Source organism: Zeaxanthinibacter sp. PT1, assembly GCF_028464225.1.
Taxonomy (GTDB): domain Bacteria; phylum Bacteroidota; class Bacteroidia; order Flavobacteriales; family Flavobacteriaceae; genus Zeaxanthinibacter.
In genome coordinates this window covers 1416238-1436493 of the sequence record NZ_JAQPCN010000001.1, presented here as the reverse complement: position 1 = coordinate 1436493, position 20256 = coordinate 1416238, and the positions used below count along the sequence as shown (strand labels likewise).

General features: G+C 44.6%; 13 protein-coding genes. 8 read left to right on the top strand and 5 right to left on the bottom strand.

Annotation, left to right across the window (positions count from 1 at the left end; genetic code table 11):
• Positions 1-2 precede the first annotated feature (2 nt).
• From PP178_RS06325 to PP178_RS06305, 5 genes are read left to right on the top strand one after another with little or no spacing between them, the layout of a single operon-like run.
• Complete coding sequence (locus PP178_RS06325) at positions 3-3365, top strand: VCBS repeat-containing protein (protein WP_272593464.1); 3363 nt, start codon at positions 3-5, stop codon at positions 3363-3365.
• The gene (locus PP178_RS06320) at positions 3358-6618 is read left to right on the top strand and encodes a VCBS repeat-containing protein (protein ID WP_272593463.1); all 3261 of its coding nucleotides are present in this window, start codon (positions 3358-3360) and stop codon (positions 6616-6618) included. Before PP178_RS06325 ends, PP178_RS06320 begins: the two co-directional genes overlap by 8 nt.
• The gene (locus PP178_RS06315) at positions 6615-7958 is read left to right on the top strand and encodes a vanadium-dependent haloperoxidase (protein WP_272593462.1); all 1344 of its coding nucleotides are present in this window, start codon (positions 6615-6617) and stop codon (positions 7956-7958) included. The genes PP178_RS06320 and PP178_RS06315 overlap by 4 nt, the downstream gene beginning before the upstream one ends.
• 3 nt (positions 7959-7961) lie before the next feature.
• The gene (locus PP178_RS06310) at positions 7962-8861 is read left to right on the top strand and encodes a GyrI-like domain-containing protein (protein WP_272593461.1); all 900 of its coding nucleotides are present in this window, start codon (positions 7962-7964) and stop codon (positions 8859-8861) included.
• Complete coding sequence (locus PP178_RS06305; protein WP_272593460.1) at positions 8854-9696, top strand: hypothetical protein; 843 nt, start codon at positions 8854-8856, stop codon at positions 9694-9696. Before PP178_RS06310 ends, PP178_RS06305 begins: the two co-directional genes overlap by 8 nt.
• Here PP178_RS06305 and PP178_RS06300 read toward each other — a convergent pair.
• Positions 9693-13409 carry a metallophosphoesterase gene (locus PP178_RS06300; protein WP_272593459.1) on the bottom strand — a complete coding sequence of 1239 codons (3717 nt, stop codon included), beginning with the start codon at positions 13407-13409 and terminating at the stop codon, positions 9693-9695. The genes PP178_RS06305 and PP178_RS06300 overlap by 4 nt on opposite strands.
• A 57-nt stretch (positions 13410-13466) precedes the next feature.
• Between PP178_RS06300 and PP178_RS06295 the strand changes: the two genes are divergently transcribed.
• Entirely contained in the window at positions 13467-14678 is a 1212-nt protein-coding gene (locus PP178_RS06295; protein ID WP_272593458.1) for a Pycsar system effector family protein, read from the top strand.
• On the opposite strand, the gene PP178_RS06290 is transcribed toward PP178_RS06295, so the two are convergent.
• A complete protein-coding gene (locus PP178_RS06290) occupies positions 14668-17040 on the bottom strand; it encodes a GAF domain-containing protein (protein WP_272593457.1) in 2373 nt (790 codons plus the stop codon). The genes PP178_RS06295 and PP178_RS06290 overlap by 11 nt on opposite strands.
• Before the next feature lie 115 nt (positions 17041-17155).
• Between PP178_RS06290 and PP178_RS06285 the strand changes: the two genes are divergently transcribed.
• Together PP178_RS06285 and PP178_RS06280 are read left to right on the top strand one after the other, a co-directional pair.
• Positions 17156-18049: a serine/threonine protein phosphatase gene (locus PP178_RS06285; protein ID WP_272593627.1), complete on the top strand. Its 894-nt coding sequence runs from the start codon at positions 17156-17158 to the stop codon at positions 18047-18049.
• Between the two features lie 163 nt (positions 18050-18212).
• Positions 18213-18773, top strand: coding sequence for a hypothetical protein (locus PP178_RS06280; protein ID WP_272593456.1), 561 nt, complete (start codon positions 18213-18215; stop codon positions 18771-18773).
• A 69-nt stretch (positions 18774-18842) separates the two neighbouring features.
• Here the strand turns inward: PP178_RS06280 and PP178_RS06275 are convergent, their stop codons facing one another.
• The 3 genes from PP178_RS06275 to PP178_RS06265 all read right to left on the bottom strand — a co-directional run bounded on the left by PP178_RS06275 (position 18843) and on the right by PP178_RS06265 (position 20186).
• Complete coding sequence (locus PP178_RS06275) at positions 18843-19085, bottom strand: hypothetical protein (RefSeq protein ID WP_272593455.1); 243 nt, start codon at positions 19083-19085, stop codon at positions 18843-18845.
• A gap of 47 nt (positions 19086-19132) precedes the next feature.
• Entirely contained in the window at positions 19133-19297 is a 165-nt protein-coding gene (locus PP178_RS06270) for a DUF1328 domain-containing protein (RefSeq protein ID WP_272593454.1), read from the bottom strand.
• 184 nt (positions 19298-19481) lie between these two features.
• Positions 19482-20186, bottom strand: coding sequence for an SOS response-associated peptidase (locus PP178_RS06265; protein WP_272593453.1), 705 nt, complete (start codon positions 20184-20186; stop codon positions 19482-19484).
• Between the last annotated feature and the right edge of the window lie 70 nt (positions 20187-20256).

Below are 20256 nucleotides of genomic sequence, written 5' to 3'. Positions count from 1 at the left end.
ATATGAGATTAAAACGTTTGAACCTGCTGCAGGCCGCTTTACTATTTACAATTCTTGGCCTTACAGCTTGTACAGAGGATCAGAAACAAACGGAGGAAGCGAAAAATGCCGACCCTACTCTTTTTGATCTGCTTACCCCTGAACAGACGGGGATCGACTTTGTGAACAAAGTAGAGAACCAGAAGAATTTCAATATTTTTAAATACCGCAACTTTTACAACGGTGGCGGCGTGGCGATAGGCGATATCAATAATGACGGACTTGCTGATATTTACCTGACCGGAAATATGGAACCCAATCGCCTTTACCTTAACAAGGGGAATTTGCAATTCGAAGATATTTCCGCAGCAGCCGGGGTAGAAGGAAATAAACCATGGTCTACCGGGGTGGTCATGGTCGATATCAATGCTGATGGCTTGTTAGACATTTATGTGAGTAACGCCGGGAACATGGAAGGCAACAACCACGACAACGATCTTTATATCAATAACGGGGATCTCACCTTTTCAGAACAGGCTGAAGCATACAACCTCGCAAAGACAGGTTTTTCTACTCATGCTTCATTCTTTGATTATGACAAGGATGGCGACCTGGATGCCTACATCCTTAATAACAGTAATATCCCGGTAAGCAGTCTTGGCTATGCGGAACAGAGAGGAGTTCGGGCTCAGGACTGGGAAGGGGTGCCCGATATTTTTAAAGGGGTTGGGGATATGCTGCTCCGCAATGATAACGGCAAATTCGTAGATGTGAGCGAGTCGGCCGGAATCTATGGCAGCCTTATTGGGTTTGGACTGGGCGTAATGGTGACAGATATCAATAAAGACCTGTACCCCGACATCTATGTATCTAATGATTTTTACGAACGAGACTACCTGTATATCAACCAGAAGGACGGCACTTTTAAGGAAGAGATCAAGGACTGGACCTCTCACCTATCTTTATCTGCCATGGGGATAGACATGGCCGATATCAACAATGACGGTCATGCCGAGATCTTTATTACCGATATGCTCCCAGAACCGGATGAACGGGTAAAATCTGTGATGGAGTTTGAAGGTTATAATGTCTTTAAACTGAAACAGAGTAAAGATTTCTACCAACAATATATACAGAATACCCTGCAACTAAATAATGGTAATGGGTCCTTTTCTGAAGTAGCCTATTTCAGCGGTGTCGATGCCACGGACTGGAGCTGGGCGGGGTTATTATTTGACATGGACAATGACGGGTTACGGGATATCTATGTGACAAATGGTATTAACCACGACCTGACAGATCTTGATTTTGTCGACTTCTTTGCCAACGAGATCATACAGAAAATGGCGCTCACAGGACGTAAAGAGTCTATAGATTCCATTATTAATAAGATGCCGGTAAAACCACAAGCCAATTATGCCTTTCGCAATAACGGGGATATCACTTTTTCCAATGCGAATAAAGATTGGGGCTTTGAATTACCCAGCCTGTCTAACGGTGCTGCCTACGGGGACCTGGATAATGATGGTGACCTGGACCTTGTGGTTAATAACGTGAATATGACTGCCTTTGTATATAGGAACAACAGTCGTGAAATGACCGGGAACCATTTCATGCAATTACAATTCAAAGGTCCTGAACAAAATCCATTTGGAGTAGGCACTTCGGTCATGCTGTACATGGGAGATAAAATTTATCTACAGGAACTTATCCCTTCCAGGGGATTCCAGTCTTCCATGGATTATAAGATGACCATTGGCCTGGGAAAAACAGAAGTGATCGATTCCCTGCGTGTGATCTGGCCTGATGACAGGACGGAAGCCATATTTGATATTAAAGCTGATCAATTGCTCCATTTTAACTATGCAGATGCAAAAGAAACCTATAGCCCGCAAAAAATAAATAGAGGTAAACCCCTTATCCGTGAACTTGACAATCCTGGTCTCATGGCTCATAAGGAGAATAATTATAACGATTTTGATTATGAAGGGCTTATCTACAAATTACTATCCCAGGAAGGACCCGCCCTGGCAGTTGGGGACATTGACGGCGATGGGAACGAAGATATCTTCCTCGGAGGCGCAAAAGGTCAGCCGGGAGTCATTTACAAGCACATGGGCAATGGTAAACTGAATGTTAGTCGCCAGCCTGCATTTGAAGCAGATTCAGCCATGGAAGACGTGGCAGCGGCACTTTTTGATGTGGATGGTGATAACGATCTTGATCTTATGGTAGGAACAGGTGGCAACCAGGTCGGAGATGCACAATCTTACAGGCCAAGGCTCTACCTTAACAACGGTAAAGGAAGCTTCACTGCTTCGGAAAAACTATTACCATCAACATTTAAAAATATCTCAACCCTTGAGCCTTATGACTTTGACGAGGACGGAGATGTGGATGTGTTTCTCGGTTCCAGATCTGTAGTGGGTACTTACGGAGTTAACCCGGACCATCTTTTCCTCGAGAATGACGGACAGGGGAATTTTTCTGATGCCACAGAGCGTCTGGCGTACGACCTGAAAGATGCCGGTATGATTACTTCTGCTACCTGGGCCGATATGGACGGGGATGGGAAGAAAGATCTTGTCACCGTTTCAGATTGGGGAAGCCCGCTGATATTCAGGAATAATGGGAGGCGCCTGTCTAAGGCAAAATCCAGCCTGGATAGTCTTGGCGGCTGGTGGAACGTAGTTGAGGCCCAAGACCTGGACAAGGATGGAGATATGGACCTGATCCTTGGGAACCAGGGAGGAAATCTCCATTATAAACCGGAACCGGGGCAACCGATGAAAATGTGGGTAAATGATTTCGATAATAATGGTACAATTGAGCAAATTGTAACCCAAACTCAGGATGGAGCAGATTACCCTCTGCACCAGAAGAAGGAACTCACCAACCAGATGGTCGCCCTGAAGAAACAGAATCTTAAGGCCTCGGATTATGCCAAAAGGACCATAGAAGAATTGTTCCCCGGTGAAGTGATCAGTAATTCGATCGTAAAAAAGGCCGTAATCTCCGAATCCGTGATTGCCATCAATGAAGGCAAGGGGAACTTCACCCTCAAAAAGTTACCTCCCAGGGTACAATTATCCTGTGTATGCGGAATTGCCTGTACCGACCTTAATAAGGATGGCTATACAGATATTTTACTCGGGGGAAACAATTTTGAGTTTAAACCTCAATACTCCAGGCTGGATGCTAATTACGGTTCTGTATTGCTCGGGGGAGAAAATCTTGATTTTAAATGGCAGGATTACGAAAAGAGTGGCTTTTTTGTCCGTGAAGAGATCAAACACTTAAAAGCATTTAAGGATTCTATGGGGCGAACTTACCTGATCGTCGCAATTAACGACAAGGAACCTAAAATCTATGCCCTGGATGAATAAGCTGTTCTATTTCATAATTCTGATAGTCGTATTCTCGGGATGTAAGGATAAAGGAGGATCCCTGTTTATCAACCCGGACAAGAACGAAACGGGCCTGGATTTTACAAACCAACTGACGGAGACCGATGACCTGAATATCTTGGATTACCTCTACTTCTACAATGGTGGAGGTGTGGCTTTAGGGGACATCAACAACGATGGATTAACAGACATCTATCTTTCGGGGAACCAGGTGAAAAACAGACTTTATCTCAACCAGGGAAATTTGAAATTCAAAGATATAACAGCTACTGCCGGGGTTGACGGAAATAGTAGCTGGAATACAGGGGCAGTCATGGGAGACGTTAACGGGGACGGACTCCTGGATATCTACGTATGTGCCGTGGTGGGTATTAATGGGTTTGATGGTTACAACGAACTCTATATCAATAACGGGGACCTGACCTTTACAGAGAGTGCGGGTCAATATGGACTGGATTTTGACACCTATAGCTCCGGAGCTGCATTTTTAGATTATGACCTGGACGGTGACCTGGACATCTACCTGCTGAACCATGCAGTGCACACCCAGGAGTCTTTTGGCAGCGCAGATCTTCGCTATACTCGCAATTACCAGACGGGTGATAAACTATTGCGGAATGATGGTGGTAGCTTTACCGATGTAAGCGAAAAAGCCGGTATCTATGGGGGTATCAATGGCTATGGACTAGGGGTAGCTGTTGCCGATTTTAACCAGGACGGTTACCCCGATATATACGTCGGGAATGATTTTCACGAAGATGATTATTATTACCTCAATAATGGTAACGGCACTTTTACCGAAAGCTTGCGGGATCATTTTGGCTATACAACACGCTTTTCAATGGGCAATGATGTGGCCGATATCAACCACGATGGCTGGCCCGACCTGCTTTCCCTTGACATGCTCCCCGAAGATGAAAAAGTATTAAAATCATCTGAGGGAGATGATAATATTCAGACCCAGAAACTAAGAACAGAACGTTATGGGTATCATTACCAGTTCACGAGGAACATGCTCCATATCAATGATCCGAATGGAAAATTCAGGGAAACTGCACTGCTGAGCGGAGTAGCTGCAACGGACTGGAGCTGGAGTAGTTTGTTTGGTGATTTTGACCAGGATGGATCTCAGGATATCTTTATCGCTAACGGAATTCCCAAGCGCCCGAACGATCTTGATTTTATCAATTTTGCATCAAGCGACCAGATGCGAAACAAAATGAACAATACCAAATTGGTAGACCAGCAAGCATTGGACATGATGCCTTCCGGCAGGGTCCATAACTATATTTTTAAGGGTATTGATGGCCTGGAGTTCAAGGATATGTCATCGGATTGGATTGTCAATGACACCTTAATTTCCGGTGCTACAGCAGTAGGGGACCTGGATAATGATGGGGACCTGGACCTTGTGGTCAACAATATTAACAGCCCTGTAAGTCTCTATATCAACCAGACCAACGACAGGGCGAATTACTTGAAACTTAAATTCCGCTTAGCCGGATCAAACCGTTTTGGGATCGGCACAAAGGTCTTCGCCTATTCCCAAGGAAAGCTTCAGTATAAGGAACTCTATACGGCCAGGGGTTTCCAGTCTTCCAGTGAGCCTCTGCTGCATTTTGGATTTGGAGATATAGACATGCTTGATTCCCTTCGGGTCATCTGGCCGGATAAGTCTACGCAGCTACTACAAAAAGTGGCCCTTAACCAAACACTGGAGTTGAGTCCGTCAAACTTCGCAACTTTTGATTACAGCAGTCTTAAGCCTTTGCGGGACACCCTCTTTCAAATGGTTGATGACAACCTGGGAATAGAGTTCATTCACGAGGAAGACAAATACCTGGATTTTAACAGGCAGAAACTAATCCCTTATATGGTCTCTGACCGCGGACCCGCTACAGCTGTAGGGGATCTGGACGGAGATGGTAAGGATGATATTTTATTCGGGGGATCTAAGTATTTCCCGGTACAGATCTTTAGAAATAGCAATAGCATCTACAATCCTTATCCTTTACCAAAGGTTGCTGCTGACTCTATCGCAGAGGATGTTTCTGCCCTTATTGCTGATTTTGATACAGACGGGAAGAATGACCTGCTTATAGGCACCGGTGGCGGTGATTTTTATAATCGCATGGAGCCTTTACTGGATCATTATTACCAACAAGACAGTACGTATACCCCAGCCGTATTCCCCGAAATTTACGGCAATACTTCGGTCTTAGCACCATTCGATTTTGACGGGGATGGAGACCTGGATGTATTCCGGGGAAGTAACGCGGTATCGGCCGACTTTGGCCGTATTCCACATTCGCACTTACTCAGGAATGACAACGGTCTATTCAGTATTGTAAAGAATGACGCCCTGCGATTGGCAGGAATGGTCAATGACGCGATATGGGATGATTATGACGGAGATGGTACCATAGACCTGGTCCTTGTAGGGGAATGGATGACCCCTAGGTTCTTCAGGAATAAAAAGGGTGTCCTCGAGGAAGAGTTTCCTTTAAAAGATGCGCCGACAGGATTGTGGCAGAGTATTCAGCCTTTTGATATAGATATGGACGGCGATACAGATTACCTTTTGGGCAACTGGGGCCTTAACAGCAAGTTTACCGCTAATATCGAACACCCGATGCGCATGTATTACGGCGACCTGGATGACAACGGAAGTACAGAAACTATTCTGGCTACCTATAAGAACGGTGCGTACTATCCCTTGGATGGCCTACCCGAACTTTCCGGGCAATTGGTCAGCCTTCGCAAGAAATTTAATTCGTATCGCTCATTTGCCGGTAAAACCATAGAACAGGTATTAGAGGGTTCTATGCTCGAAAAGGCTGAGATTCTGGAGGTAGAAGAACTGAGAACAGGCTACCTGGAGAACAGCGGGGGACGTTTCCGTTTTGTACCCTTGCAGAATGAGCTGCAACTCGCACCTGTCCTGGCCATGCTTAAAGCAGACTTTGACGGCGACGGGCAGGAGGAGGTACTGGCCGGGGGTAATTATTTTGGCCTAAAGCCTTTCCACGGCAGACTGGGCTCTTTTCCCGGGGCTATGATAAAAAGTAAAAATGATGTAATTTTGGGAAGCAACCTGGGACTTGACTTTGAGCAGAAATCGGTCAGGCATCTTAACCTCATTACTTTACAAGGACAGACTTACCTCCTGGTAACCCTTAATAACGAAAGGGCCCAGGTCTATAAATTACCAAACACGAGCAAAGGAAAATGAAAAAGATTATTTACTTCCTGGCATTAGGACTGTGCATCGCATGCGCCGAGAAAAAACCGATCGAGATTTCACCGGATGACCTCCACGGATCTATCGATCATGTCACCGATATCATGATACACGATATCTTCTCCCCTCCCGTGGCGAGCAGGATTTTTGCGTATCCCAATATTGCTGCTTACGAGATCATCGCTCTAGGGAACCCCGGGTACAAATCGCTCGCCGGGCAATTAGAAGGTTTAACTCCTATCCCCGCCCCTGATGGTGAGAACACTGTGAATCCTGAACTCGCAGCATTGATTGCGCATATGGAGCTCAGTAAAAAACTGATATTTTCCGAAGATCGCATGGAGAAATACCAAGACAGCCTTTATGGCAAATGGAGCGCTCTCAACGAAACAGAATTCGAGGCGAGTAAGTCTTACGGCTTAGAGGTTGCTGATCACATTGCTTCCTGGATGGATAAGGACAATTATAAACAAACGCGAACTATGCCCAAATTCACGGTAGACACCGAGGAACCAGGCAGATGGCAACCTACTCCACCTTCATACATGGACGGTATAGAGCCGCATTGGAATAAGATCAGGCCTTTCGTGATAGATTCGGCCCAGCAGTTCACTCCTCCTCCACCACCGGATTATTCCATGGAGGAAGACAGCCAGTTCTTTAAAGAATTAAAGGAGGTATACGATATTAGTGAGAAGATTACCGAAAACGGGGACGAAACGGAAGAAGTGCAGATCGCTAAATTCTGGGACTGTAACCCCTACGTTTCGGTAACACGAGGTCACCTGATGTTCGCAACTAAAAAGATCACCCCCGGAGCACACTGGATCGGGATCACCAAGATAGCTACCCGGAAAGCAGGGATGGATTTTGACGACACCCTCTTTGCCTACACCAAGACCTCTATGGCTATTGCTGATGCTTTTATCAGTTGTTGGGACGAGAAATACAGGAGTAACCTCATCCGCCCGGAAACGCTGATCAACCAGCATATTGACGATGCCTGGAAGCCTATTTTACAAACTCCGCCCTTCCCGGAATACCCTAGTGGACACAGCGTTGTTTCCGGGGCGGCAGCGACAGTGCTCACCGATATTTTTGGCGATAATTTCGCTTTTGATGATGACACCGAATTAGAGTACGGCCTACCGGTACGCTCATTTGATTCCTTTAACGAAGCCGCTGACGAAGCCGCGATCAGCAGGATGTATGGTGGGATCCACTACCGGGCTGCTGTAGAGATAGGGGTGGAACAAGGAAGAGATCTTGGCCGCTATGTTATTGAGAAATTGAATATGAAGGTAGATGATGCAAAATTAGCCGGGCAATAATCTATGAAAAGACTGGGTCTTATCTTCTTGGTTGTTGTTCTGCTTGCCCTTGGGTGGTACCTGTTCATGAAACCATTTGATTACCTTGTGCGCTTTGAAACCCGCGGCAATGCGGGAACCATAAACCAGACCCTAAAAACCTGGAACAGTACCCAGGAAAATGCCGAGATTAAGGCTCAACGGGACTTTTTAGAGATCGTCCAGTTAATTCCTGCCGGGGATTCACAGCACGAATATCACTGGAAAATATCTCCAGAATCGGACACTACTTCATCAGTCCAGGTATTTGTTACCGGGAAAGACAGTAACTTTAAGGACAGGGCAGCTATACTGTTTTCTGATACCGCATTTGAAAAAGATACCCGGCAACGTATCACTGACTTTGCAACATATCTCAACGATCATTTGGATAAGTTCAGGATCAGGATCACCGGCCCGGCAGAAATACCTGCCACTTATAGTGCCTGTACCCAGTTGAGGACCACGCAGATCGGGAAAGCTTTTGGGATGATGCACAACTACCCTTTGCTCAGCGATGTCCTGGCCGCCGATTCAGTACCCTTGAATGGCAGGCCCTATGTGCAATTGCTGGAATGGAACAGGATAAAAGACAGTATTAGTTTTAATTTCTGTTATCCGATTATCAAAACGGATTCCCTCCCCTTGCACCAGGAAATACACTATAGAGAAAGGCCAAGGATCAAAGCGATCAGGGCGGTATATAACGGCAACTACCTTACCTCTGACCGTGCGTGGTATGCATTGCTGAACTATGCCAGGAAAAATGGAATAGAAACAACTGGCTTGCCGGTAGAGATATTTCACAACAACCCAAATATGGGTGGTAACGAACTGGAATGGACAGCCGAGATCTATTTACCGATAAAGACAACTAATGATTAGAATAAGTACCTATATCATCCTTGCCCTGCTGACCAGTTGTTCTAACTACGGGCAATTAAAAATCATAACCGGGCTTCCGGGTAAACTGGACGAATGTTCAGGGATTGTTACTGCCGGAGAAGATGCAATCTGGTTGGTTGAAGATCACGGCAATGCGGATAATTTATACCGGGTAAACTTTAAAGGGGAGTTGGTCAAGAATTTTGAGGTTACCAATGTAGATAACGAGGATTGGGAAGACCTTACAAGGGATGATTCCGGCAACCTGTACATCGCGGATACAGGAAATAACGGCATGGACCGGGAGGAGTTCAAAATCTATAAATTACCGGATCCGTCTGAAGAAAAAGGGGATAAGATCCCGGCCGAAACCATCAAGTTCAGGTATCCGTGGGACCACACCCTGTCAGAGGACTATACCCACGACAGCGAAGCATTGTTTTATGCAGAGAATCACCTGTACCTGTTTACCAAAAACCGGCTACGGCCTTTTGACAGGAAAACATATATATATAAAATCCCTTCAGTTCCCGGCAGGTATACTGCAGAACTTGTGGGTGAACTTACCCTGTGTGAAGATCGCAGGGTCTGTGTGGTTACTGCAGCCAGTCTTTCACCGGATGGCAGCAAACTGGTGCTGCTCGGTTATGGTAAATTATGGATACTCAGCGACTTTAGCGGGGATACCTTCTCATCTGCGAATATGGAAACTATTGATCTTGGAGCCAGCACTCAATTAGAATCCCTTTGCTTTAAGGATGCAAAGACCTTGCTATTGGCCGATGAAGAAAGAGCAGGCTCCGGGGGCAACCTGTATGAATTCACTTTGCCTTAAAACCCGAACCCTATACCAAAGGATACCCGGGGTCCTTCGCCCCCGTAGAATAACGAGATCCTTCCTGTAAATACATCAGCACCGTTGGCGAATATCCCACCCCCGTAAGAGTTGTGCCATTTCCCAGCAGTGCTTCCCGGGTACCACACTCTCCCGTAGTCAAAACCGCCGAACAGGCCAAGCGAAACGGGTAGGATCCCTGTTTTCATTCTCCGTAGGCGCAGTCGTAAATCGGTATTCTGGAAATAGGCTGTCTTCCCTATAAAGCGTTGGTTACGAAAACCTCTTAACCCGTCCGATCCACCGAGACTGGCACCCTGGTAGAATTCATATCCGTTGCCGATATTAAAATGAGCCTTCCACTTGGCGGCGACCACCAGGGTACCATCGGCCATTAAGCGGTGGTCCAGGGCAAGACTGGGAATCACATAACCGTAGTTAGTTCCCAGATCGTCCGCATTAGCACGGAAACCAACCTCGAGGTCAGACATCATTCCCAGGGTAGGGAAAGCATCACTGTCTACGTTCTCATAATGGTATTGTGCCGAAGTTCCCAGGAAACTTTTACCCACTTCTCCCCCGTTTTCCACGTAGAATTGATTCACAAAGCGGTCTGTAGTATTATCTACTTTAATATCCTCGTAAAAGAGCCTCACATCCAGGCTTGCTCCTAGTGGACCTCGCCATACCAAGGCAGGCGCAAGGGAAATGGTGCGTAACCTTACCCTGTTATAATCCATACCTAACTGGTCTTCAGGATTGTCCGTTCCATTTCCTAAACCAAAGAAATTAACGCTGTAATTAGGGCTGGTGAAGTGACCATTGATGGCGAAATTCCAATTGCCGAAAGCGTTGGCAAACTCACCTGTATATTTAAAGTCGAACCCACTGGTAGCAAAATAGAATGCAGCATTGATCTCATGCCTGTTCGTGAACGGGTTCTGGCGAATCCCATAATGACTATAGGTATTATTAACTCCTACCCTTACACCGTCATCGGGGTTAAATCCAATGGTAGGTATAAGCTGGTTAAAAGAAGTATTTAATTTTAGGGGTTCATAGGTGTTGGTCTCATAGTCATCTGTTAGCACCACCTTAACTCCCTTAACGTTTTTAAAGGTATACTCTTTGGTCTCGTAATCATAGACTGTGATTCCTGAACTGTTCTGAACATCATAGATATCTGTACCATTACCTCCTACGATCTTGATATCTATACGGTTATCGGACTCGCCCCTGGCTTCAAAGTAATCATCGTCATCCAAACCATAGATCCACACTTCCCTAGTTAAGCGGGAGTCGAATACCTTGTCGTAAAACATCTTCTTTTTTTCTCCCTTGATGATCCTGAATGCACGGATCCGGGTCTTATGGTCCTCTATCCCGGTGATCTCAAACCAATCGTCCTTATCTGTCCCGATAATCACCGGAGCCCTGTTGAGTACCTTGTAGTAATCCTGGGCAATTTGCCCCAGTTTAGAGAGCCGGGACAGCAGAATTTCTTTTATTTTCTGTACGGTCTCATCATGGACCTCTTCCGGAAATGCTTCAAAAGACCTGTCTATGACTTCGGGGGTCAGTTTTTCCCTGAGCAGAGAGACCTGTCGCATCCATTGGTCCAGTTCCGTACCATTTAATAATGCCATATCCAGGGAATAAGGATTGGAATTAAAAGTTCTCACGTTCCTGATATTATCACGGAAACCTTCCATGAGTTTAAGGGGTGGAATAATCTTTGTGGTAATACTCATGAGCAATCCGTCACCCATGATAGAATACACCTGGTCCCTGTCCCGGGGTATGGGCTGGTAAACCACGCTGTCTTTACCTTTATATTCAAATTCTGCCCAACGCCATTGGTCCTGGTGCCGGTCCCAGTCGCCGATCACCATATCAAAAAGCCTGGCCCTGATATACATATCTCTATCAACGTGGTACTTCTCGTCAGATCGCAGCTTTGATAGGAAGTCGTATGTGCTTTTAATTTCTTTGGCCCGCCCAAAACTTTCCAATTCATTATGTCCTTCAGAAACATGTTCTTCTATCATATATAGTTCGTCCCCGAAGTCCCCGTTAAAATCGCCGAGGGCTGGCTGTTTAGGCACGTAATACAACTCTGGATTGGTATGGTAAATCCCGATGGCTTCAGACATGACCGGCACGGTGAATGGGGCGTACGGGTGAGCACCGGTATAAAAGTCTTCCAGCAATCCTTCGGTATAGGTTTCCTCGAATTCCCCAATAATGTACTGATCCTTGAAGGCCATAGCCTGCAGGTAGCGCTCTGCAGATTTCTTCATCGCACGCATAACGTACTCTTTGCCACTGGCATGCCTGAGACGGAGTGACTTAGATTGGTTTCCACCACCCTTCCTCACAGGTTCTAACCCCCCGAAAAGAGTATCGATATCTACGGTGGGTACCGTCACCTTTGTCCCATAATATTTCCTGTAACGCTCCCCCCATATCAACTTAAAAAACGCTGAGCGGTCTACCTCATCCTCTGTATAGATAGAGGTAGTCACCTTTTCAGGGAAACTGTCAGGGAATTGATATTCATTGACCGTGGTATCGCGCTGGAACACTCCTGTTGTAAACAAGAATTCCTCTTCGTCCTTATCCTCCTCTTTCACCCCGAAAAAACGAACGCGGGATGATCCGTCAGTATATACTTCCAAAGTAGCATATCCCATACGACCTGTTGTAAACTTACTTCCGTTTAAAAGGTTGGTAGCCCCTTTTTTAGCCCCCGAACCGCTGACGATCTGGGGGACATTATTTTCAACGATATATTGTAAAGCATGTTCGTGCCCGGAAGCAATGACCACTTTCTCTGCAAACTGAGCTAATGTAAAAATGCGATTCCTCAGTTCTCGATATCGTTTATTCTGCATGTCTTCTACGGAAGCCCCCGCAGTCTTTCTAAACAGGTTGACGAATGAACCCAGGATCGGCATGGGTACCGGCGATGAGGAAGTGGGATAAAATTGCTGTTTAAAAGTGAATTGTCCGCCATGAGGGCCATAACTGAAAATTGGATGATGTTGTGCAATCACAATGGTTTTGCCGGCATTTTTTTTGATCAGGCTTTCCAGTTCCTGCATAAATTTCTCACGGCTTTTAATCTCGCAATCATCATTTATTGAAGGACGGTAATCCCAGTTGGTCAGGTACCACTCTGTATCCAGAGCGATCACAACAATATCCTCGTTCACTTCAACCAGTTCTAAGGGGCATCCATTTTCTGGTATAAAGGCATCTTTACGGTTAATATGTTTCTCTACGTACACCTCCTGCCTTTTCAGACCTATCAGGCCTTCCGTATACCAGTCGTGGTTCCCGGGTATAAAGATTACCCTGCCTTTAAAGTCCCTTACGGTTTCCAGTTGTGCATCCAGGTGGTTCTTGGCCCTCAGGAAGGCAACGGTGGAATCTTTAGGGTCCGGTAAGCCTGCAGGATAGATGTTATCCCCAAGGAATATAGCAGTACTGTTGGTATCGGCTTTTTGAACCTTTTCTTTAAAGATTTTAAGCGCCGGGTTCATACCTCCCATGGTGGAAAGCCCGGCATCACCGATGAGGTAAAAAGTGTGAGAAAGTTCTTTGGTAGTCTTGACATCTTTAGCCGTTTTCTCGTCAGCATACTTAGCTTCATAGGTAGCGCAACCCGTGAGCATCAGAAATACCAATATTAGGGCTAAATGTTTCTTCATAAGGATTCAATTAAAAATTGAAAATTTGTACTTTGGATAACATAATAATCGAACACTATGTCGAACCTAATTAAAGAAGCTGAAGATTTTGTAGTGGAATATCTTACCGATCAGTTAGATCCTAAATTCCTGTATCACAACTTACGTCATACACAGCGCGTGGTTAAAAATACTAAAGAAATGCTGGATCATTATGACATAAAAGGTAAAGAAAGTGATGTAATAACGCTTGCGGCATGGTTTCATGACACAGGATATACCAAAGGTCCGGAGGAACATGAAGAAAGTAGTTGTGAAATAGCCAGGGAATTCCTTGAGGAAAAAGATTTTCCAAAAGAAGACACGGACAAGGTGTGTGAATTGATCCGGGCGACGAAAAGAATATACGAACCCAGCAACCTGCATGAAGAGATTCTGAGAGATGCTGACTCTTCACATATAGGAAAGAAAAACTACCTGGAGGTTTCCGAGTTGCTGAGGGAAGAACTTTCGTTATTGGGAATAGCCGATTTTAACGCGAGCGAGTGGCGTGATGAAAATATAAAGATGTTCCGTACAGAACACAGGTTTTATACGGATTACGCTAAGGAAAACTGGCAGGAGCGAAAAGATAAGAACCTCCGTAAGCTGGTAAAGGCCAAGAAGAAGCGTAAAAAAATGGCCAAAAAAGAACAGCTGAAGGCCAAATTCAAGAATGCGAGCCCGGAACGAGGAATACAGACCATGTTCAGGGTCACCATGAGAAACCACCTGAAACTCAGTGATATTGCAGATACGAAAGCTAATATTTTGCTCTCTGTAAACGCCATTATTATTTCCCTGGTACTGGCCAACCTGATCCCTAAACTGGACACGCCACAAAATGATTACCTGATTTACCCAACGGCCATATTCATCTTGTTTAGTGTAGCGTCTATGATCTTGTCTATATTAGCAACGCGCCCTAATGTAACCAGTGGTGAATTCACTAAGGAAGATGTGGACAAGAAAAAGGTAAACCTCCTGTTCTTCGGAAATTTCCACAAGATGAAACTACCGGATTACGAATGGGCTATACAGGAACTGATCAAGGATCAGAAATACGTATATTCTTCCCTGACCAAGGATTTATATTTCCTCGGTGTAGTTCTAAATCGCAAGTATAAATTACTGAGGCTTACGTATACCATTTTTATGATAGGGATGATCCTCTCTGTAATCGCCTTCTTTGTAGCACTTAAGTTTTATGGACCTGAGCAGGTGATAGATCTACCGCAGCCTAACCCTTAATTTCATCGACAAGATCCTGGTAGGTATAGGTCTTAGTCTGGCTTTCTCCGGTCTGGTAGAGAATCTCTGCGCGGATAGCCTTGAGTCCCGAAACACCCTGCAGCCCTTCCAATTCCAGGATCTCGATATTATCGGTAAAGTATCCTTTGGATTTCAGGAACTTGATGTACCTCAGGTATTCTAATTCATCTTTTTTCTGGGAATAGATGATGCAGAGTTTACCGGTCTGTGTGAGCCTCTCTTCCGTCCCCTTGATAAAGGACTTGTCTATCCGCTTTTTGATCACTTCGTAACGGGCATTGTAAGTGCCGTCCACGTCAAAGTGTTTCTCATCCATCCGGAAGCGAATGGATAAGGCAGAATTATAGACCAGGATCAGTGACGCCACATCCAGCTTCACCGGTAGTTTTGGCTTCAGGTTGTAATAGGCATTTTCCATTTCGCACATCACCTGTAATTGCCAGAGGCGTAAATTATTTAGGTACAGAGGCTCAAACTCCCGGGTTTCCGCTATGGATTGGCCGATATACATATTGTGCTCTACCCCGTCTGTTTTGTATCGCTCAAAATAATGAGGGAACATCTCTTGTGCCTGTACCTGTCTTCGGTCAATGATCCCGGCGAGCTTTTTATTGATGCTCATTACGGTTTCATCGTAATTTCTCCTGTGATCGTAATAAGACGCAGTACCTGAATCAATATTGGCCTCGTATCTTTTAATCTGGTCCAGGGCTTCCTTATCCGTTTTCTTCAGATGTTCAAATACAGGGTTGATCTCTTCCTGGACAAAATCAAAAATGGATTGCTCACTGTTGGTATTTAAAACCTCGTGGATATCCTCCATATGGTTGTTCACCCGGAACATCAATTCCTCGTATATGGGTAGGTTATATTTTTCAAACGCTGCCTTCAGCACTATATTTACCTCCGAGAGCTGAATCATCAGGTCTCTCTGTATAGCTATATTCCTGGCCCTGGAAGATTCACGGATATCTGTCTGTCCGAATAAGGGGTATACATCCTTAAAGACGATCTCATTAAACTGGGGTTGGCGGTCCTGCAGCTCGTCGACAATAAATTTTTTGGCTTCCTCCTGGAATTTCCAAACAACCGCCGGATGAACTGTGGTACACTCGTGCTGAATTATGGCGTCGATCAGGTTTTCCTGTTCCAGCTTTGATCGCAGCACAGCTGCTTCCAGGTAAGGCATTACATCGGAAAGTTTTGTGGCATTCACCCCGTTCAGCACGCCTTTTTCGGTGGATACAATTTCCAATATGCCCAATAATTCGTTCCGGGGTGCGATAGGTGCAAGGATCGCACTTTTAAACCCTTGCTCTTTTAATTCCTGATAGGGAGACATCCCCCCTGATTGTTCATTATGCCGGTCTACATCTGTTATGACAAAATATTTACTGTCACTAATCAATTGCTCATAAGAATGGGGACAAAGTACCTTATTACACGGGGCATATTCACGATCTTGGAGTAAAAAACTATATATCCCTTTACCATACACCTTCTCGAACCTGCTTTTCTTACTGTCAAAGGTTACGAAGCCAACTTTCAGGTTCTTCAATTTGAAAAAAGACTGGAAAATATCCTCAAGATGTGCTATAAAAGTATCGCTCCCGCGTTTGTTGTTTGCAATCAGCTCTGTTTTAATATCCGAAATAGAGTGTTCCGTGGTGACATCAAACATATTGGCTATGACAAACCCCTTGGTAATAAAGCTGTTTGGCGGTATTTTATCTTTCCACAATGCCAGGTTATCAGGCTGCTCTAACAACTGGTCAACGTCTGACTGGGTCAGCTCTTTGGTTTTTCCTGTCGGACTGATCTCCAGGAAATCGGCATTATACAAAATCCTGTAAGTGCGGATTACCCCGTTAGCGTCCGGAATTTGGTAATATAATGGCCTGCTGAAGTCCAGTTTAAATCCGTAGTAAAAATTAAGGATTACGGTACAGGACATAATATAAGCTTCCTTCTCCTCCTGGTTGTGGATCTTCAGTTCAAAGTCCGGCCCGGCATTATCCAGGATCTTCTGGAATCTTCGCGAAGCATTGAACATGATATTATAATAAGGCAGGGAAGCTATTTTGATTTCATTATCAGAGAGCATCTCGCTAAAGGAATCTTTTAAGATGACCTGAATCACGTCTTTGTGCTTTTCCAGGATTTCAGGATCTATAAAACCTTCCCTTAAAACCGGGTATGGCTCCTGGGCCTTGAGTACTTCTTTTGCCCGCCGGGCAAGCAAAGGATCATCCCCTTCTGCCATTGCCTCGTATTTCCTCAACAGCATATCAAAGCTGATCAGGAACTGCATAGGCATGTCATTTTCTTGATTGAGATCCATTGGATTAATTATCTGAATTCTAGTCTTAAAGTTACAAAAGTACGCTCAATTTATTGTTTTACGAACTTTAGCCGTCCATGGTTCAATTTTTCGGATATTTATGCAAAAGCAGATTATGTCTTCCCAAAGCAGGCTGACCAGGGCGTATAAAAATGCCCAAACATTAACCTTTGACAAGACGGATAAGTTCATCCTCTTCAGTGATTGCCATCGCGGTGATAATAGCTTCGCCGACGATTTCGCCAATAACCGGAACATTTATTACCATGCACTGCAGTACTATTATCAGCATGGATTTACCTATTGCGAACTCGGGGACGGGGATGAGCTCTGGGAAAATGTGCATTTTGAATCCATTTTTGAAGCCCACAAGAATGTGTACAAATTACTACGCGAATTCCATCTACGACACCGGTTATTCATGATATGGGGAAATCACGATATGGTTTATAAGGACCAGGAATATGTCGATAAGCACCTCGGTAGTTATTACGAACCTATCGATGAAACAGACAAAGATTTGTTTAAGGGAATTAGTTACTACGAAGGGCTTGTCCTGAGATATACCGAAACGGGACAGGAGCTTTTTTTAACCCACGGTCACCAGGCAGATTGGTGGAATTACACTTTTTGGCGCCTGGGTCGCTTCCTTGTTCGCGTGCTGTGGAAACCCTTACAAGTATGGGGTATAGCAGATCCTACCAGCCCGGCTAAGAATTACAAGAACCTGATCAAAGTAGAGCGAAGGATCAAAAAATGGATACTGCAGCATGAGCTGAAGATTACCGTGGTTGGGCATACGCATCGCCCAAGATTCCCTTTGCCCGGAGATATCCCTCTTTTTAATGACGGCAGTTGTGTGCACCCCAGGAGTATAACTGGGTTGGAGATTGAAGAAGGCGCCATCTCCCTGATCAAATGGCATATAGACACCACCGAGGATGGTACTTTAAAAGTTGCACGTGTCTTACTGGAGGGGCCCGTGCCCCTGGAGTCGTACAAGCTTTGACCGTATGCTATTTTAAAAATACCCGTATTAACGGTACAGTTAAAAATCAGAGGCTTAGCGAACTACCTTTAGTGGCCATTTACTTACCTTCTTTTTAATTTAAGAGTAATTAACCCTAACAGGGAAAACTACATTATGAAGCCCTGTTAATAGAACCTTTAGTATGAAAATCAACTTTAACCCATCGACCAAAAGAGCAATTACAGGGGCTTTGATCGCCATGGCGATTTTAGGAGCGGGAAACTTTATGCTGGGAGAATTGAGTGGATACGAAGCTAAAACTTTAATAAAGCATTCGGTTTCCGGAATCAACACTTTGTGTAATACCATCGTACTGGCCTCGGCCACCATACTTGCTTTGCTTTTAACAGTACTTAGCTTGAGTTCCGGGGCGGAGAACCGGTTAAAAAAAGAACACTACCAACATATTATGCAGATTGCCAAGTTTGATACCTGGGTCCTGATTGGTGCCCTGAGTACCTTTCTGCTTTTTAACCTGCCTATTACGGAATCAGAGAATGTTCCCACCCATTGGTTCACCATAGTTTATTATGCCTCTCTCGCCATGACCAGTATAATGAGTGCAGCCCTGATCGTTGTGGTGGTGATGCTTTATAATACCGTTGTAAGTATGATTAAAATTGTTGGACTGGGCCAGGAAGACCATCCATTGATGGATGATGAGGAACAGGAGGAGCTGGAAGAAGAAATGAAGGACCAATAAATAAAAAAGCCATCCGATGGATGGCTTTTTATTAAGCCTTGCGGCTTTTATTTGTGGGGGAATTTTCTACTAGTTGTCATCAGTATGGTCATCGTCATGGGTTTCTTCATGAATTTCTTCATCGATTTCATTTTCCATGTCTTCAGCTCCTTCTTCGATATCTCTACCTACTTCTTCAGCACCTTCTTCGATGCCTTCACCTACTTGCTCCATACCATCTTCCACTTTCTCACCGGAGTTGGTATCCCTGCAAGAAGAGAGAACTACCATAAAGGTGAACATGAATGATACGATATATACTAATTTTTTCATTTTAAATTGATTTTTAGAGATTAAAAATTATTATTTGAATTGGTTTATTACAGAATCTTTTTCCTGCCGAAAATCAGTGAGAGTACAAAAAGTACCAGGAAAATAAAGAATAAAACTTTTGCTATACTCGCGGCTCCTGATGCGATGCCACCGAAACCAAAAACGGCTGCGACAATTGCAAGGATCACGAAAATGACGGTCCAACGTAACATATGTTTAATTTTTGTAGTTAATATTAGGTCTTATCGGGGGTGCCCCGATTATGTACCATAAAAATAATTCATTTCTTAAGGAGCTCTTAACGTTAAAACCGCAATATTTAACGCATTAAAGGGGTTCTTATGAGAAAATTGCTAAACAACTCATTGCCAGCAACTTAGAAGCGCTGACACGGTCTTACAGCAGGTGCGGTATCCCCTTATACAGTACAGGGTCTAACATGGAATTATAACTGATATTATTCTTGTAGAATTCTTTGGCGATGGGGTGAGCATTCAACCTGTACCCTCCCGGGTCCCGGATCATCTCCACGATATTCTCTGAGGGCGCTTTGGGATCTAACCAGGTTTTGCGCATCTCTTCCCCAATGATCAACGGCATTCCGCGGTCCACAGTTTGAATCTGCGAAACGAGCTCATCGGGCTGAACAATGATCAGGGCGCATGTGATGAAACCATCCTCCAATTGATTGTATACTCCACCGATACAGAACGGTTTATAGTCCGGGGCATGCACATAATAAGGATAGATATCACCCTTATGCAGGTAGGTGGTAAAAAATCCCGTGGTCACCACCATACACCTTCTTCTCTCTATCGCAGCGGAGTACCATAGGTTAGAATCCAGCGATTCTTTCCCAAGATTGAGGGTATTATAGATGTTCTGGAAGAATTCCCAGTCTTCCAGGTAATCTTCGGGTAATATCCCCCAGATCGAGTAATTGATCCAGCTTGGGTCATCCATAGTGATCACAGGAAGGGTGGTCTCTTCCAAACCGTTCAGTAAGGCCTGGGGTTTATAGATCTGTGGGAACTTAAAAGGTATTCCAAGTTCTTGCTCTATTTGTGACCTGTGGGCTGTATTTGATAAGCGGTAATACATATGGCCTAAGTACTTATTTTAAAGATGATAAGGGTGATTCAAAGACAGCAATTAATAACACATTTCAAAA

Coding starts and splice junctions, on each gene's coding strand:
- PP178_RS06320 (WP_272593463.1), top strand. CDS start 3,358: ATGAATAAGCTGTTCTATTTCATAATTCTGATAGTCGTATTCTCGGGA.
- PP178_RS06280 (WP_272593456.1), top strand. CDS start 18,213: ATGAAAATCAACTTTAACCCATCGACCAAAAGAGCAATTACAGGGGCT.
- PP178_RS06290 (WP_272593457.1), bottom strand. CDS start 17,040: ATGGATCTCAATCAAGAAAATGACATGCCTATGCAGTTCCTGATCAGC.
- PP178_RS06325 (WP_272593464.1), top strand. CDS start 3: ATGAGATTAAAACGTTTGAACCTGCTGCAGGCCGCTTTACTATTTACA.
- PP178_RS06275 (WP_272593455.1), bottom strand. CDS start 19,085: ATGAAAAAATTAGTATATATCGTATCATTCATGTTCACCTTTATGGTA.
- PP178_RS06300 (WP_272593459.1), bottom strand. CDS start 13,409: ATGAAGAAACATTTAGCCCTAATATTGGTATTTCTGATGCTCACGGGT.
- PP178_RS06315 (WP_272593462.1), top strand. CDS start 6,615: ATGAAAAAGATTATTTACTTCCTGGCATTAGGACTGTGCATCGCATGC.
- PP178_RS06295 (WP_272593458.1), top strand. CDS start 13,467: ATGTCGAACCTAATTAAAGAAGCTGAAGATTTTGTAGTGGAATATCTT.
- PP178_RS06270 (WP_272593454.1), bottom strand. CDS start 19,297: ATGTTACGTTGGACCGTCATTTTCGTGATCCTTGCAATTGTCGCAGCC.
- PP178_RS06305 (WP_272593460.1), top strand. CDS start 8,854: ATGATTAGAATAAGTACCTATATCATCCTTGCCCTGCTGACCAGTTGT.
- PP178_RS06265 (WP_272593453.1), bottom strand. CDS start 20,186: ATGTATTACCGCTTATCAAATACAGCCCACAGGTCACAAATAGAGCAA.
- PP178_RS06310 (WP_272593461.1), top strand. CDS start 7,962: ATGAAAAGACTGGGTCTTATCTTCTTGGTTGTTGTTCTGCTTGCCCTT.
- PP178_RS06285 (WP_272593627.1), top strand. CDS start 17,156: ATGTCTTCCCAAAGCAGGCTGACCAGGGCGTATAAAAATGCCCAAACA.